Source organism: Kitasatospora sp. NBC_00039, from assembly GCF_045160625.1.
Lineage (GTDB): Bacteria > Actinomycetota > Actinomycetes > Streptomycetales > Streptomycetaceae > Kitasatospora.
Genome location: NZ_CP108289.1, coordinates 6,239,592 through 6,253,765, shown reverse-complemented (window position 1 = coordinate 6,253,765; position 14,174 = coordinate 6,239,592). Strand labels below are relative to the sequence as shown.

At 74.1% G+C, this 14,174-nt stretch carries 16 protein-coding genes and 1 other RNA gene; 9 read left to right on the top strand and 8 right to left on the bottom strand.

Features of this window, described 5'->3' with window-relative positions:
• Positions 1 to 66: 66 nt before the first annotated feature.
• A complete protein-coding gene (gene npdG, locus OG286_RS27835) occupies positions 67 to 759 on the bottom strand; it encodes an NADPH-dependent F420 reductase (RefSeq protein WP_396319501.1) in 693 nt (230 codons plus the stop codon).
• 47 nt (positions 760 to 806) lie between these two features.
• On the opposite strand from npdG, the gene OG286_RS27830 reads away from it, so the two are divergent.
• From OG286_RS27830 to OG286_RS27820, 3 genes are all read left to right on the top strand, one after another.
• Entirely contained in the window at positions 807 to 1,406 is a 600-nt protein-coding gene (locus tag OG286_RS27830; protein ID WP_396319502.1) for a hypothetical protein, read from the top strand.
• A gap of 119 nt (positions 1,407 to 1,525) precedes the next feature.
• The gene (locus OG286_RS27825) at positions 1,526 to 2,923 is read left to right on the top strand and encodes an MFS transporter (protein ID WP_396319503.1); all 1,398 of its coding nucleotides are present in this window, start codon (positions 1,526 to 1,528) and stop codon (positions 2,921 to 2,923) included.
• Positions 2,924 to 2,983: 60 nt separating this feature from the next.
• The gene (locus OG286_RS27820) at positions 2,984 to 3,658 is read left to right on the top strand and encodes a GNAT family N-acetyltransferase (protein WP_396319504.1); all 675 of its coding nucleotides are present in this window, start codon (positions 2,984 to 2,986) and stop codon (positions 3,656 to 3,658) included.
• Between the two features lie 35 nt (positions 3,659 to 3,693).
• On the opposite strand, the gene OG286_RS27815 is transcribed toward OG286_RS27820, so the two are convergent.
• On the bottom strand, positions 3,694 to 3,924 hold the full coding sequence (locus tag OG286_RS27815) for a hypothetical protein (RefSeq protein ID WP_396319505.1): 231 nt from the start codon (positions 3,922 to 3,924) through the stop codon (positions 3,694 to 3,696).
• Between the two features lie 106 nt (positions 3,925 to 4,030).
• Here OG286_RS27815 and map point away from each other — a divergent pair, with 106 nt between their 5' ends.
• Positions 4,031 to 4,876, top strand: a complete 846-nt coding sequence (gene map / locus OG286_RS27810; protein ID WP_396319506.1) for a type I methionyl aminopeptidase — start codon at positions 4,031 to 4,033, stop codon at positions 4,874 to 4,876.
• An 18-nt stretch (positions 4,877 to 4,894) separates the two neighbouring features.
• Here map and OG286_RS27805 read toward each other — a convergent pair whose 3' ends face one another.
• Entirely contained in the window at positions 4,895 to 5,596 is a 702-nt protein-coding gene (locus OG286_RS27805; protein ID WP_396319507.1) for a bifunctional DNA primase/polymerase, read from the bottom strand.
• Positions 5,597 to 6,057: 461 nt separating this feature from the next.
• Between OG286_RS27805 and OG286_RS27800 the strand changes: the two genes are divergently transcribed.
• Both OG286_RS27800 and OG286_RS27795 read left to right on the top strand, forming a co-directional pair.
• A complete protein-coding gene (locus OG286_RS27800; RefSeq protein ID WP_405365853.1) occupies positions 6,058 to 6,288 on the top strand; it encodes a hypothetical protein in 231 nt (76 codons plus the stop codon).
• A gap of 40 nt (positions 6,289 to 6,328) precedes the next feature.
• The gene (locus OG286_RS27795; RefSeq protein ID WP_405365852.1) at positions 6,329 to 6,529 is read left to right on the top strand and encodes a hypothetical protein; all 201 of its coding nucleotides are present in this window, start codon (positions 6,329 to 6,331) and stop codon (positions 6,527 to 6,529) included.
• A gap of 37 nt (positions 6,530 to 6,566) precedes the next feature.
• Here the strand turns inward: OG286_RS27795 and OG286_RS27790 are convergent, their stop codons facing one another.
• Positions 6,567 to 7,232, bottom strand: a complete 666-nt coding sequence (locus OG286_RS27790) for a PadR family transcriptional regulator (RefSeq protein WP_405365851.1) — start codon at positions 7,230 to 7,232, stop codon at positions 6,567 to 6,569.
• 158 nt (positions 7,233 to 7,390) lie between these two features.
• On the opposite strand from OG286_RS27790, the gene OG286_RS27785 reads away from it, so the two are divergent.
• The gene (locus tag OG286_RS27785) at positions 7,391 to 7,789 is read left to right on the top strand and encodes an ACT domain-containing protein (protein ID WP_405365850.1); all 399 of its coding nucleotides are present in this window, start codon (positions 7,391 to 7,393) and stop codon (positions 7,787 to 7,789) included.
• Between the two features lie 165 nt (positions 7,790 to 7,954).
• On the top strand, positions 7,955 to 8,212 hold the full coding sequence (locus OG286_RS27780; protein WP_148645382.1) for a Prokaryotic metallothionein: 258 nt from the start codon (positions 7,955 to 7,957) through the stop codon (positions 8,210 to 8,212).
• Between the two features lie 70 nt (positions 8,213 to 8,282).
• Here OG286_RS27780 and rnpB read toward each other — a convergent pair.
• The 3 genes from rnpB to OG286_RS27765 form a co-directional block, all read right to left on the bottom strand.
• An RNA gene (gene rnpB, locus OG286_RS27775) (RNase P RNA component class A) lies at positions 8,283 to 8,702 on the bottom strand.
• A 13-nt stretch (positions 8,703 to 8,715) separates the two neighbouring features.
• Positions 8,716 to 10,152: an MFS transporter gene (locus tag OG286_RS27770; protein ID WP_396319656.1), complete on the bottom strand. Its 1,437-nt coding sequence runs from the start codon at positions 10,150 to 10,152 to the stop codon at positions 8,716 to 8,718.
• Positions 10,153 to 10,256: 104 nt separating this feature from the next.
• Entirely contained in the window at positions 10,257 to 11,735 is a 1,479-nt protein-coding gene (locus OG286_RS27765) for an RNB domain-containing ribonuclease (RefSeq protein WP_396319512.1), read from the bottom strand.
• Positions 11,736 to 11,981: 246 nt separating this feature from the next.
• On the opposite strand from OG286_RS27765, the gene yaaA reads away from it, so the two are divergent.
• Positions 11,982 to 12,767: a peroxide stress protein YaaA gene (gene yaaA / locus OG286_RS27760; protein ID WP_396319513.1), complete on the top strand. Its 786-nt coding sequence runs from the start codon at positions 11,982 to 11,984 to the stop codon at positions 12,765 to 12,767.
• 66 nt (positions 12,768 to 12,833) lie between these two features.
• Here the strand turns inward: yaaA and OG286_RS27755 are convergent, their stop codons facing one another.
• Positions 12,834 to 13,493: a DUF1062 domain-containing protein gene (locus OG286_RS27755; RefSeq protein ID WP_396319514.1), complete on the bottom strand. Its 660-nt coding sequence runs from the start codon at positions 13,491 to 13,493 to the stop codon at positions 12,834 to 12,836.
• Between the last annotated feature and the right edge of the window lie 681 nt (positions 13,494 to 14,174).

Here is a 14,174-nt window from a genome sequence, read left to right as displayed (position 1 = left end):
CCGGCGGCCGGCACGTCGCGCGGCGGCGGCCCGGGCGCCGGCTCCGGTACCGGTCCGGGTGCCGGCTCAGACGTCGGTGATCCGCAGGCCCGCGTGGGCCTTGTACCGCCGGTTGACCGAGATCAGGTTGGCGACCAGCGACTCCACCTGGTGGGCGTTGCGCAGCCGGCCCGCGAAGATGCCGCGCATCCCCGGGATCCGGCCGGCCAGCGCCTGCACGATGTCGGTGGCGGCGCGCTCCTCTCCGAGCACCATCACGTCGGTGTCGATCTGCTCGACGGCCTCGTCCTGGAGCAGCACCGCCGAAAGGTGGTGGAAGGCGGCGGTGACCCGCGAGTCCGGCAGCAGCGCGGCGGCCTGCTGGGCGGCACTGCCCTCCTCCGGCACCAGCGCGTACGCGCCCTGCTTGTCGAAGCCGAGCGGGTTGACGCAGTCCACCACGATCTTTCCGGCCAGCTCCTCGCGCAGGGCGGAGAGGGTGGCGGCGTGCCCGTCCCAGGGGACGGCGACGATCACGATGTCGCTCTCCCGCGCGGTGGTCGCGTTGTCGGCGCCGCGCACGCCGAGGCCGAGTTCGGCCGCCGAGGCCTCGGCGCGGGAGGCGTCGCGCGAGCCGATGATCACCTGCTGGCCGGCCTTGGCGAGCCGCAGGGCGAGCCCCCGCCCCTGGTCGCCGGTGCCGCCGAGGACACCGACCACCAGCTGCGAGACGTCCGGCAGCTCGTGGGCCGGGTTTGTCGCTGAATCGAGGGAAGTCATGGGCCGATCCTGCCAAATGCCGGGCCCGCCGCGACATTCTGTGCCGCATGGACGCGATGAGAGTTTCGGCACTCCGGGATCGGCTGGCCGGTACGGGCTGGCTGGAGGCGGTCGGCGGCTTCGCCGGCTCGCTGCGGCATGCGGTCGGCCGGCGCGGTGCGGACGGGCTGCTGCTGGTCGGCACCGAGGCGTACGAGCCCTGGCACCTGGCCGCGCACCTGGAGGACGAGGCCGCCTGGTCGGACGTCCCCCGGCTGGCGCCGACCCTGCTTCGGCACCGGGTGCCCGCCGGGGCCCCGGCCCACCTGGCGCACGGCCTGCGGCGGCTGGCCGGGGCCGGGCGCGGGGCGACCGTGCTGGTGGTGGCCCCGGCGGCGGCCGGTGAGGGACTGCTGGAGCGGGTGCAGGACGCCCGCCGCGGCGGGGCGACGGTGCTCGCCCTGGACGGCACCGCCGGGCCGGGCGGCCTGGCGGGCCTGGCACACGAGCGGCTGACCGTCGGTACGGCCGAGGAGGAGCCGTTCGACCTCGCCCAGCACCTGGTCAGCGCGGCCGCCGGGGAGCCCTCGGCCCGCCGGTCGGCGCTCGGCCGCCTGGCCGACCTCGCCGGGCGGCTCACCGCGGGGCCGGCCGTCAACCGCTGGTAAGGGCCCCCGCCCGCACCCCGGCCCGGCGCGCAGGCGGGCACGCGCGGGCACGGGCGGGCACGGGCGGGCACGGAAAACCTGTTGCCGGGGCGCGAACGGCCAGCCGAGGATGGTCGTTCGTGAACGACTCCGAACCACCACCGAGCAGCCGGCTGCGGACGCTGCTGCGATCGCTGCGCCCCGACCTGACGCCCTGGCACTCCTCGCAGGACTTCCGGCTGCTCTGGCTCTCGGGGTGCATCACCAGCCTCGGCAGCTTTCTCACCTACGTCGCCGTGCCGTTGCAGATCAAGGAGCTCACCGGATCGTCCTTCGCGGTCGGCCTGGTCGGCGCCTTCGAGCTGGTGCCGCTGATCGTCTTCGGCCTCTGGGGCGGAGCCCTCGCCGACGCGCTGGACCGCCGCCGGCTGGTGCTGTTCTCGGAGGCGGGGCTCGGCCTGCTCACCGGCGTCCTGCTGCTCAACGCACTGCTGCCGACGCCGGTGCTCTGGCCGGTCTACCTGGTGGCCGCACTGGTCGCCGCCGCCGACGGGCTCCAGCGCCCGGCGCTGGACTCGCTCACTCCGCGGATCGTCCCGCACGACCAGCTGACCGCCGCGTTCGCGCTCAACTCCCTCTACCGCAACGTCGGTTCGGTGGCCGGCCCGGCCCTGGCCGGGATCATCGTGGCATTCGCCGGGGTACAGACCGCGTACGCGCTGGACGTGCTCACCTTCGCCGCCTCGCTGCTGCTGCTCGCCCGGATCCGCGCGGTGCCACCACCCACCGACGCCGAGAAGCCGTCGGTACGGGCCGTCCTGACCGGGGTGCGGTACGCCTGGAGCCGCAAGGACCTGCTGGGCACGTACGCCGTCGACCTGGTCGCGATGCTGTTCGCCTTCCCGGTGGCGATCTTCCCCTTCCTGGCCTCCGAGCTGCACGCCGACTGGGCGCTGGGGCTGATGTACTCCGCCTCGGCGGTCGGCGCGCTGGCGGTCTCGGTGACCAGCGGCTGGGCCTCCCGGATCCACCGGCAGGGCCGGATGCTGGTGGCCGCCGCCCTCGGCTGGGGAGCGGCGATGGCCCTGGCCGGGTTCTCCGCCTCCGTCTGGCTCGTGCTGCTCTGCCTGGCCGTGGCCGGCGGCGCCGACCAGATCAGCGGCATCGCCCGCTCCACCATGTGGAACCAGTCCATCCCGGACGAGGTGCGCGGCCGGATGGCCGGCGTGGAGCTGCTCAGCTACTCGCTCGGCCCGCAGCTCGGCCAGGTCCGGGCCGGCGGCATGGCCGGGCTGGTCGGCGTCCGGGCGTCGGTCTGGGCCGGCGGCCTCGCCTGCGTGGCCGGTGTGATCGCCCTGGTCGCGGCGCTGCCCAGCCTGCTCGCCTACGACGACCGCACCAACCCTCACGCGGCGGCCGTCCGCGCCGAGCACGAGAAGGCCGCGGCGGAGCGGGCGGCGGCCGAGCAAGCGGAGGCGGAGCGAGCTGAGGCGGCCGCAGCAGTGGGACAAACGGAGGCGATCACTCGAAGTAAGTAGCGCTAAGCCACTGGGCCTATTACTCTTTCCTTCATCGGATCGTCGGTCGGAGGGGTGGCCATGCTGGAGATCACGACGGAGAACGTCGTTCGCTGCTGGGTGGACGGGTGGGTCGTGTCGCGGCTCGCGGCGCCGCCCGTCGTCGAGCCGTGGGGGTACACCGTGGACGTCGGCGTCACCGGCCACGTCACCCGGCACGTCCTCGACGCCACGGGGGACGCCGTACGGGAGGCCGACGTCCGCAAGGTCGCCGGCGACGTCCGCGCCGAGGGGACGTGGCTCAAGATCTTCGCGGAGCCGGCCCTCGTCGCCCCCTGGCTCGGCCCCGACTGGTGGATCGACGACGAACCCGGCTACCTGATGACCGCCCCGCTGGCCCCGGCCCCCGCCCACCGGCTGACCGCCCCGGACGGCTACCACCTGCGCACCTGGACCCGGGGCGGCGTGGTCCGCACCCTCGTCACCGATGCCACCGGCGCACTGGCGGCCCGCGGGCAGACCGTCCCGCTCGGCGCGACCGCCGTCGTCGACCAGGTCGAGACCTCCGTCGAACACCGCCGCCGGGGCCTCGGCAGCCTGGTGATGCGGACGCTCGCCACCGCGGCGTTCGACCAGGGCGCCCAGACCGGCATCCTCGCCGGCACCCCGGACGGCCACGCCCTCTACACCTCGCTCGGCTGGGACGTCCTCGCCCCGCTCACCAGCGCGAAGTACCTCGGCCCCCAGGGCGGCTGACGACGAAGCACCTCCGCCCCGAGGGCCGCTGACGACTACCCGGCCCGGCCGTCCGTCGGCCTGTCGCTCCAGCGCGGGTCGTTCTTCCACTCGCGGTTGCGCTCGTCGGCGAGCTGGAGCGCGTGGGCCGCCTCCTCGCGGCTGGCGTAGGGGCCGAGGCGGTCCTTGGCGGGGCACTCGGGGCCCTCCTCCACCTTGGCGTGCTTGATGCAGTAGAACCACTCGCCGGGCTTGCCGGTCGGCTTGCGGTGGAATCCCAGGGGCATGGCGGTCACTCCCGTTCGGCGGGGCAGGTCGGTACGGATCATTCCCAGGAGGGGGCCCCTCCGCACGCCCCCGGGCGGGTCAGGGGCGGCGGATAGACTCGCAGCCATGGCTCTCGTACCCGGCATCCAGTCCCCCACCCGCAAGGTCCCGGCGCACATCGCGCGCCCCGAGTACGTCGGGCGGCCGGCGCCGGCGCCGTACACCGGGCCCGAGGTGCAGAGCGCCGAGACGATCGAGAAGATGCGGATCGCGAGCCGGATCGCCGCGCAGGCGATGGAGGAGGCCGCGAAGCTGATCGCGCCCGGGGTCACCACGGACGCGCTGGACGCCGTCGCCCACGCGTACATGTGCGACCACGGCGCCTACCCGTCCGACCTCGGCTACCGGGGCTTCCCGAAGTCGATCTGCACCTCGATCAACGAGGTGATCTGCCACGGCATCCCGGACTCGACCGTGCTGCAGGACGGCGACATCGTCAACATCGACGCCACCGCCTACATCCACGGGGTGCACGGCGACCTCAACGCCACCTACCTCTGCGGCAACGTGGACGAGGAGTCGCGGCTGCTGGTCGAGCGGACGCGCGAGTCGCTCAACCGGGCCATCAAGGCGGTCAAGCCCGGCCGCCAGATCAACGTGATCGGCCGGGTCATCGAGTCCTACGCCAAGCGCTTCGACTACGGCGTGGTGCGGGACTTCACCGGGCACGGCATCAACACGTCGTTCCACTCCGGCCTGATCATCCCGCACTACGACAGTGAGCGGGCCACCGAGGTGATCAAGCCGGGGATGACCTTCACCATCGAGCCGATGCTGACCCTGGGCACCTACGACTACGAGGTCTGGGCGGACGGCTGGACCGTCGTCACCAAGGACCGCAAGCGCACCGCGCAGTTCGAGCACACCCTGGTCGTCACGGCGGACGGCGCCGAGATCCTCACCCTGCCGTAACCACCCGGAGTGGGCGCGTCAGCCGATCAGCCACTGCTCCTCGGCGACCGCGCCCACCTCGGTGCAGGCGTCGGTCAGCACGTCCAGGACGCGCAGCGGGTCCGGCAGGGGCTGCTCGGGCCCGCGCAGCCAGCGCACCTCGGAGCCGTCCGGCAGCGCGGCCGGCGGCAGCAGGGTGTACGAGCCGCGGCAGTGCCAGCGCAGGCCGGGGTGCTCGGACATGGTGTCCGGGGTGGAGTCGAGGGCGCTCGGCCACCACTCGTCCTCGTCCACCGGGGTGCCCCGGGTGGCGGTGAAGAACAGGTAGCGGTCCTCGCCGACGGCGGCCACCGGGCCCTCGACGCCCAGCGCGGTGAGCCGCTCCAGGGCCAGCCGGCCGGCCTCGGCGGGCACGTCCAGCACGTCGTGGGCGCGGCCGGTGGCGGTGATGAAGTTGGCCTGGGGATCCCGGGAGAGCCAGCGGCCGACCTGCTCCGGGTCGGTGGTCGCCTGGGTCTGCCAGGCGAAGGAGACCGGGTGCTGTGCGGGGGCCGGGCAGGCGACCCGGTCGCAGGAACACCGGTAGCCGGCCGGATGCGCGGCGGGCGCGAGCGGGAATCCGGCGCGCACGGCGCCCAGCAGCTGATCCAGTCTGGCGGCGGGGCCGTCCATGTCGGCCGGCCGCACCCGCTGACGGTCACGCTTCTGCCACCAGGTCGTCCACCTGCTGCCGGCTTCCATCGGGCCCCTCTCCGCGCACTGCCGTGCCTGGTGTGACACAGCATTCGACGTACCACTCCGACGCAACGCACAGCGCCCCCCGCTTGCTTCCCGGGGTGGTGCTCGGCCCTGCCGTCCACGCCCTGCCGGCCGGAGCCGGGGTTGCCGGACGGCCGACGCCCGGGTCACGGTACGGAGTCACGGCAGCACGGACGCTGCGGCTCAGCGGCCCGGCGGGCACACCGACGTGCGCCTTGCCCGGCCCGTACGGGGCCCGCTGACCCGGGTGAACCCCGAGGGCGTAACAGGAAGGATAAGGGTGCGCGGGGCCTCCGGATGACCGGGGGCGGTGCCTCTCCGGTCACACTCCCGGCACCTGCGCGCCACAAGCCCTCCCCCGGACCACCCCGGGCGGCCGTTCACCTGCGGGCCCCCGCGAAGCCGCCCGCCGGCCACCTGCGCCGGGGTGAGACCCTGGTGTGGTGAAGAGCGCGGACACCGAATTCGTCGGCGGACCCCTGGACGGCCGGATCCTGCCGATCCCGCTGGGGCCCATGTACGGCGTGCCCAAGACCTACAAGGTGCCGGTCCCCGCGCACGGCGAGACGCCCGCGCGCACACTGGTGTACATCCGGGCCAAGCAGCAGCGGGGCGCCCGCTGGTACTGGCGCTACGAGTACGACGAGGCGGCCAGCGCCCGCGCCTCCGGGTGACGGCCGCTCCCCTCGGGAGCCCGACCCAGGGAGGACGGCGATGGCGAGGACCGTACGGCACCACCCCAGGTCGAAGTCCCGCGCGGTGATGCACCACAACCGGCAGGTGGCCGCCGTCACCGCCGGACTGCTGGTGGTGGTCAGCATCTACAGCGCGGCGATCGGACCGAACGGCTGGCTCTGGTTCGGCTGGGCGGTGCTGCTGCTCGCGTGCGTGGCACTGTTCGCCGTCCGCCCCTGAGCAGCAGCACCGTCCGCCCCCCGGCCCCCCTGAGCCGTCACGCGTCCTCGGCGAGGATCAGGTACAGCTTCTTGCGGGCCTCGTTCAGCACCGCCAGGCCCTTGGCGCGCTGCGCCTCCGTGCCCGTCGTCATGACCTGCCGGATCGCGTGGTCGACCGCGCCGAGCGCCTGGCCGACCTCCTGGACGGCCTCCCAGTCGACCTCCCGGCCGGCCTCCGCCCACGGTTCGGCGGCCCCCGCCTCGGCCTCGGCCCGGCCCGCCTCGGTGAGCGAGACCAGCCGCTTGCCGCCGACCTCCTCCGCGGTGATCAGGCCCTCCTCCTCCAGCAACTGGAGGTTGGGGTAGATCGAGCCCGGGCTCGGCCGCCAGGCCCCGCCCGTCCGCTCGGCGATCTCCGCGATCATCTCGTAGCCGTGCATCGGCCGCTCCTTGAGCAGCGCCAGCAGCGACGCCCGCACGTCCCCGCGCCGGGCCCGCCCGCCGCGCCGGCCGCGCGGGCCGTGCCCGCGGCCCCCGTGCCCGCCGAAGCCGCCGAACGGCCCGCCCATCGGGCGTCCGGGCCCGAACGGCGGCGGGCCGAAGGGGCCGAAGGCACTCCGGCCCTCGAAGCCCTCCCCGGGCATCCCCCCGAACTCCGGGCCCGGCCCACGGCGCCTGCCGCCGAGCGGGCCCTCCTCACGAAATCGTCGTCCTGAGCGCATGGCGCCCACCTCCACATGATCGGCCTGTCGGTCGTTCGGACAGTCGAGTAACTGTCTCGATAACTCGACGATATATCGGTGACTGTCGCTCGTCAACGGTTTCCGACACGTCGGCCGACGGCCCGTGCGGCGCAGGCCCAGCCGCTACGGTGGCGGGCATGGCCGGTGAACGAGACCTTGCGACCCTGCTGCGCGGGATGCACCCGCAGCTCAACCCGGGGCGGTACGTCTACTGCACGCTGCCCGCGAAGGTGCCCGCCGGGATGCGGCCGGTGGTGACCGTCGCCGAGCCCGAGGGGGTCACGGTGGTGGTGTCGCAGGAGGAGGCGGACGCGCTCGGCCTGCGCTACGACTACGTGGCGGCCTGGATCACGCTGCAGATCCACTCGGCGCTGGAGGCCGTCGGCCTGACCGCCGCCGTGGCGGGGCGGCTGGCCGAGGAGGGGATCAGCTGCAACGTGGTGGCCGGCTTCCACCACGACCACCTGTTCGTCGGCATCGAGGACGCCGACCGGGCGGTCCGGGCGCTGGAGGAGCTGTCGGCCCGGCCCGCCTGAGCTCACCTGGGCCCGCCGGGTGGCCCGGCCCCCGGGTACGTCCGGGCCTGCCGAGCCTCCCGGGCGGGTGCGGCCGAGTGGCCGCCCCCGGGGGCCGCTCCGACACTGGGAAGGGCTGAGCGCCCGACCGGCCGTTCAGCCCCCACCGGAAGGGAGACGGCCACCATGGCCATCTGCGTCACCTGCGGCAACGACTACTGGCTCGCCTTCGAGATCAAGACCATCACCGGCGACGTGTACACCTTCGACAGCTTCGAGTGCGCGATGGAGAAGCTCGCACCGCGCTGCGAGCAGTGCCAGGTCCGGATCGTGGGCCACGGCGTGGAGGTGGCGGGCCGGTTCTTCTGCTGCGCCAACTGCGCCCGCGTCAACGGCGGCCTCGGCGAGCAGATCCGCGACGCGGTCGGCGCCCACCCGGCCTGAACCGCGGGCCTACGGAGAAAGGCCCGCCGGCCCGCTGAGCGGACCGGCGGGCCTTCACCACGCCTGAGGACGGACGAGCAGGCCTGTACGCCGGGTTCTGTCTCCCGGGTTGCTTGCGCGGCCCGGGGAGGCGGCCATCCATCTAGGGCTGCCGTTGCCGACAGCCTCGTGCGGTCTACCCGCGGACTCGGGCGAGCAGCCCTCAAGCATCCGCGCACGGCGCCCGAGGGCGCCGATCTTGACCTTGCTCCAGGTGGGGTTTACCGAGCCGTCCGGGTCACCCCGGTCGCTGGTGGTCTCTTACACCACCGTTTCACCCTTACCCGCTGCCTTGCCACCCCTCGCGGGGCGCAGAGCGGCGGGCGGTCTGTTTTCTGTGGCACTGTCCCGCGGGTCACCCCGGGTGGGCGTTACCCACCACCCTGCTCTGTGGAGCCCGGACGTTCCTCGGCGGGCCCTGAGGACCCGTCGCGACCGCCCGGCCGGCTCGTCCGCCGTAGTGGTCATGGTAGCCGCTCGGGCGGGGCCTCCCGCACGCCGGGCCTGACGACGGGCGGTTCGCCGCCGAGGCGGGCCGCCACCCGGGCGGCGGTGCCGGTGGCCCAGGTGGTGGTGGTGACCAGGCCGAGGACGAGGATGGCGACGCCGAGGCCGGTCACGATCCACCAGCCGGCGTGGCTGGCCGGGGCGAAGCCGGTGGCGAGCGGGCCGATCACGGCCGAGGTGACCACGGTGCCGATCACCGCGACGCCGAGCGACTGGCCGACCTGCCGGCTGGTCGAGGCCACCGCCGCCGCCACGCCCGCCTGGGCGCGCGGCATGCCGGAGACCGCGGCGTTGGTGATCGGAGCGTTCACCATGCCGAAGCCGAAGCCGAACAGCGCGTAGGCGACCAGCAGCAGCGACGCCGGGGAGTCCGCGGCCAGCCGGGTGAGCAGCACGCCGCTGGCGGCGAGCCCGAGGCCGGCCGCGACCAGCGGGCCGCGCGGTCCCCGGCCTCCGACGATGCGGCCGGAGAGCGGCGCGCAGACCAGCATCATCCCGGCCATCGGCAGCGTCCACAGGCCCGCCTCGACCGGGCTGTAGTGGCGGACGTCCTGGAGGTAGAGGGTGTTGAGGAACAGGAAGCCCCCGAGCGCGGCGAAGGCGCAGACGGCGGTGACGGTGGCGCCGGTGAAGGGCGCGCTGCGGAAGAACCGCGGGTCGACGAGCGGTTCGGGGACCCTCCGCTCCCAGAGCGGGAAGGCCACCAGCGCGGCGAGCGCGGTCGCGGCGAGGGCCAGGATCAGCGGGCTCGTCCAGCCGTGCTCGGGGCCCTCGATGATCGCGGCGGTGCCGCAGCCGAGCAGCATCACCATCAGCAGCTGGCCGACCGGGTCCAGCCGGCGGGCCCGCGGCGCTCGCGACTCGGGGACGTACCGGGCGGTCAGCAGGCAGGCGAGCAGGCCGACCGGGACGTTGATCAGGAAGATCGACTGCCAGCCGGCGCCGTCCACCAGGAAGCCGCCGAGCAGGGGGCCGAGCGCCATCGAGATGCCGACCACGCCGCCCCAGATGCCGATCGCCCGGGCCCGTTCCCTCGGCTCGGTGAAGGTGTTGGTGATGATCGACATCGCCACCGGGTTGAGCATCGAGCCGCCGACGGCCTGCACCGCGCGGAACACCACCAGCCAGGCCAGGCTCGGCGCCAGGCTGCAGAGCAGCGAACCGAGCACGAAGAGCAGCAGGCCGGTCTGGAACACCCGGCGCCGGCCGAAGCGGTCGGCCACCGAGCCGCACAGCATCAGCAGGGAGGCCAGCACCAGGGTGTAGGCGTCGATGATCCACTGCAGCCCGGAGGCGGGGGCGTCGAGGTCCTTCTGGATCGCCGGGAGGGCGATGTTCACCACGGTGTTGTCGAGCCCGACGATGAACAGGCTCAGACAGCAGATCGCCAGCACCAGCAGCCGACGGCGCCGGCCGGGAACGGCGGACGGCTGCTCGGCGGACCGCGGACGGGGGGAGGTCTGTTCGGTCACGGGACGATCCTCCCACCGGGCCGGGATCAGACGGCGGCGAAGCGGACCGTCCGGGTGGCCGGGTCGGCCACCGTCAGCCGGACCACGACCTGCTCGCCGAGCGGCAGGCCGCGGCCGGCACCCGGCGCGCCGCCCGCGCCGTCGGGGCGGTCGCAGCGGGCCCGGACGGCCGGCTCGCGCAGCTGGACGGTGCCGCGGGTCGGCCGCTGCTCGTCCACGTCGATGACCAGCGCCGGGAAGTCCTCCCCCTCCCGGCCTGCCAGCAGTTCCGCCTCCACCAGGTCCACGCAGGCCCGCTCCACCTCGGCCGAGCGGCGGTCCCCGCCCGCCATCAGGGACGGGACGGCGGGCAGTGCCTCCCGCGCCCAGTCCGGCACCGTCTCGCCGGCGGCGACGGCCGCGCAGATCTCCTGGGCGAACCGGTCGCCCAGCCGGCGCAGCGGCGCCGTGCAGTGCGCGTACGGCGCAGCCAGGGCGGCGTGCACCGGGTCGGCCGGGGCCGGCAGGCCCTGCGTGGCGTCGAAGGCCAGGTAGCCGGCTCCGCGCAGCAGACCGGTGCACTCGTTGAGGAAGGCCGCGTCCAACGGGGCGTCCGGGTCGAGCGAGCGGATCAGTTCCGGGTACGGCAGGCCGTCCGGCCATTCCACGTCCAGCGCGCGGGCGGTGCGGCGCAGCCGCGCGTACGCCTCGGGCGGGGCGGCGGGCAGGGTGCGCAGCAGGCCGACGCCGGCATCCAGCATCAGTTCGGCCGCGGCCATGCCGGTGAGCAGCGAGATCTGGGCGTTCCAGCCGTCGGCGGGGGCGGGTGCGCGGTAGCCGAGGACGTAGCCGTGCAGGGTCTCCTCGATCTCCTGCTCGGGGAGGGGCAGGCTGATCCCGCCGCGGGTGCGCTCCTGCTCCTCGCGCAGCCGGCCGACGGTGGCGAGCAGGGCGAGCTGTTCGTCGGCGCCGCCGCCGTCGACGGCGCGCTGGACGGCGGCGTAGTCCAGCCTGCGGTGCGAGCGGACGAGGGCGCGGCGCAGGTCGGCGAGGACGACGGCGCCGTCGGCGTCCAGGTCGAGCTGCCAGAGCAGGGCCGGGCGGGTCTCCCCCGGCAGCAGGCTGGCCGCGTCCTCGGAGAGCCGGGCCGGGTGCAGCGGGACGCGGTGGTCCGGGAAGTAGAGGGTCTGGACGCGGCGGCGGGCCTCGGCGTCGATCAGCCCGCCGGGCCGGACGAAGGCCGCCACGTCGGCGATCGCGTAGTGCACCCGGTAGCCGCCGCCCGGGCGGTGGGCCAGGTGCATGGCCTGGTCGAGGTCCCGGGATCCGGGCGGGTCGACGGTGAACAGCGGCAGCTCGGTCGCGTCGTACTCCGGCAGCCGTGGCGTGCGGGCCGCCTCCTCCGCCTCGGCGAGGACGGGGTCGGGCCACTCGGTGTGGATCTCCAGACGGGCACGCAACTCGGCCAGTTCGGCGTTGATCCGGGCGGAGTCGGCGGCCTTGACGCGCAGTTTTCGGCGTGGCATGGAGGCAGCGTAGGGCGAATCGGGTGATTCCGGGCGGATCCGGGGGCGGGCGCGCCGGTACCCGGGCCTGCTTCCCAGGAGTGGGGTCAGCGGCCGGGCAGGGGCGGGCCGGAGCGGCCGCCGGGCGGGCGGGCGCCCCCGGCGGCGGCCGCCTGGCGTTCGCAGGACGGACCGGGCGCCCGGTCCGGGGGCGGTTTTGCGTAGGGTGGCGGGGATCGTCCGCCACAAACTGTCGAGGAGTCCGCTGTGCTGGTGCTGTTGCCGCCCTCGGAGGGCAAGGCCGCGTCCGCCGACGGGGTGCCGGTGGCGCTCGACGGCCTGTCGCTGCCCGGGCTGACGGCGGCGCGGGCGCAGGTGCTGGAGACCCTGGTCGGGCTGTGCCGGGGCGACGAGGACGCGGCCGCCGAGGTGCTCGGGCTGAGCCCGGGCCTGCGCGGCGAGATCGCGCGCAATGCCGCGCTGCCGACGGCGGGCGCGCTGCCGGCCGGCGAGGTGTACACCGGGGTGCTGTTCGACAACCTCGGGCTGGCCCGGCTGGACGAGGCCGCCTACGACCGGGCCGCGCGTTCGCTGCTGGTGTTCTCGGGGCTGTGGGGCGCGGTGCGGATCGGCGACCGGATCCCGCCCTACCGCTGCTCGATGGGCGTGAAACTCCCCGGCCTGGGGGCGCTCGGGGCGTACTGGCGGGGCACCATGGCGTCTGTGCTGCCGGAGGTGGCGGACGGCCTGGTGCTGGACCTGCGCAGCTCGGCGTACGCGGCGGCGTGGAAGCCGGCGGGCGAAGTGGCATCCCGGACGGCGACCGTGCGGGTGCTCCAGGAGCGCAACGGCAAGCGCACCGTGGTGAGCCACTTCAACAAGGCGACCAAGGGCCGGCTGGTGCGCGGCCTGCTGGTGGCGGGCGCGGAGCCGAAGACGCCCGGCGAGCTGGTGGACGCCCTGCTGGGGCTGGACCACAAGGTGGAGGTCGCGGCCGAGGGCACCGCCCGCAAGCCGTGGCAGCTGGACGTAGTGGTCACCGAGATCCACTGATCCGCACCCGGATCCCCAAGCCGCAGTCGGCTGATCGCAGCTGCGAGCAACTGCGATCAGCCGCGATCAGCGGTCGGCCGCCAGCACCAGCGTGTCCTGGCGTACCTGCTGGGCGACCGGGTGCGGGGCTTCCACCAGGCGGCCGGGGCCGGCCGGAGCAGCCCCGGCAACGGTGAACTCGAAGTCCTGGTGCACCTTGCCGTCCACGGGCACCGGCAGCTGCACGCGCCCGGCCGCGACCAGGCGGCGTATCCCGCTGCGGCTGAGCCCGAGGCCGAGCATCAGCAGCCGCTCCAGCCGGACCGGTGCGGGCAGTTCGAAGGCCACCCGGACCGTGAGCGGACCCGGCCCGTCGAGCGCTGGGCTGGGCGTGTCGGTCTCCAGCGCCCAGGTACCGGCCCAGTCCAGGTGGTAGCCGTTCTTCGTGGCGAGCGACGCGCTCATCGCCAACTCACGGACCACCGCCGGCGAGTTGGCCTCGTACGCCTCCCGCCGGGCGGGCTTGAGCGCCGAGACGTGCACGCGCTCGTGGACCGGCGCCTTCGAGGTCCGGTCACAGCCGTCGCAGCTCAGCAGCAGCCAGACGTCGAGCAGCTTGCCGTTCGCGTTGACCCGGATCTTGCCGGAGGGGTGGTGCCGCGTGCTGGAGCAGTCCGGGCAGCGGCGGACGATGGTGGGCAGGCCGGACTGGCGCACGGCCCACTGGGCCTTGCGGTCGATATGCATGATTATGGGTTGCTTTCATGGCTGAGCGGGAGCTCTCGCGGCCCAGGGCCGCGGCTCCCAGCATCTGGAAAATGCACACGCGGGCGCGATCGACCGCTACGGCAGCCGGGTACTCAGGCTCCGAGGTCGTGCGCGCGACTTGTCCAGTTGTCGGTACGTGGCATCTCACAGGTCCATGCGGGCAATAGTGATCCAGCCCGCTGCCTGCGGCAACCGGTTTTCCCACCGGGCTAGATGATCTGGTGATTGTCGGCTTGGCCGGAAACCGGACGGCGCAGGACTGGATCATCAGCGTCGCGGGAGTCCCAGCCGCCCGACTCAAATGCCCGCCGCCATGGGGGCGAGACCGACCCGGACGGCACGCCCGTCCGGATGGCGACCATGGCGTGGGGCGAGGTCCGCAGGCAAGCGAGACGGCTACTGCCCGGGAGTCACTTTCGCCGCCATCCGCTGTGGCCTCTTCGCCTGTCTGGGACAAGCCCGCCGAAGAGATGAATCGGGTCGTGACCGGCGAACAGGGCGAGTTTTCAGGGATCGCCTGCACCCGGAGAGGAGGGGGTCCAACGTCAGTGTGTGAAGACAGAGTTGGACTCCATCGCGACCGCCCTCTACGTCAAGACCGACGATCTTCTGAAGCATCCCCCGCAGCTCGCCCCGTGGCGGCGGACTGTGGGTACCGCG

Excerpts from the sequence above, each read along its gene's own strand:
- npdG (WP_396319501.1), bottom strand. The coding sequence starts at position 759 with ATGACTTCCCTCGATTCAGCGACAAACCCGGCCCACGAGCTGCCGGAC.
- OG286_RS27830 (WP_396319502.1), top strand. The coding sequence starts at position 807 with ATGGACGCGATGAGAGTTTCGGCACTCCGGGATCGGCTGGCCGGTACG.
- OG286_RS27820 (WP_396319504.1), top strand. The coding sequence starts at position 2,984 with ATGCTGGAGATCACGACGGAGAACGTCGTTCGCTGCTGGGTGGACGGG.
- OG286_RS27815 (WP_396319505.1), bottom strand. The coding sequence starts at position 3,924 with ATGCCCCTGGGATTCCACCGCAAGCCGACCGGCAAGCCCGGCGAGTGG.
- map (WP_396319506.1), top strand. The coding sequence starts at position 4,031 with ATGGCTCTCGTACCCGGCATCCAGTCCCCCACCCGCAAGGTCCCGGCG.
- OG286_RS27805 (WP_396319507.1), bottom strand. The coding sequence starts at position 5,596 with ATGGAAGCCGGCAGCAGGTGGACGACCTGGTGGCAGAAGCGTGACCGT.
- OG286_RS27795 (WP_405365852.1), top strand. The coding sequence starts at position 6,329 with ATGGCGAGGACCGTACGGCACCACCCCAGGTCGAAGTCCCGCGCGGTG.
- OG286_RS27790 (WP_405365851.1), bottom strand. The coding sequence starts at position 7,232 with ATGCGCTCAGGACGACGATTTCGTGAGGAGGGCCCGCTCGGCGGCAGG.
- OG286_RS27785 (WP_405365850.1), top strand. The coding sequence starts at position 7,391 with ATGGCCGGTGAACGAGACCTTGCGACCCTGCTGCGCGGGATGCACCCG.
- OG286_RS27780 (WP_148645382.1), top strand. The coding sequence starts at position 7,955 with ATGGCCATCTGCGTCACCTGCGGCAACGACTACTGGCTCGCCTTCGAG.
- OG286_RS27765 (WP_396319512.1), bottom strand. The coding sequence starts at position 11,735 with ATGCCACGCCGAAAACTGCGCGTCAAGGCCGCCGACTCCGCCCGGATC.
- OG286_RS27755 (WP_396319514.1), bottom strand. The coding sequence starts at position 13,493 with ATGCATATCGACCGCAAGGCCCAGTGGGCCGTGCGCCAGTCCGGCCTG.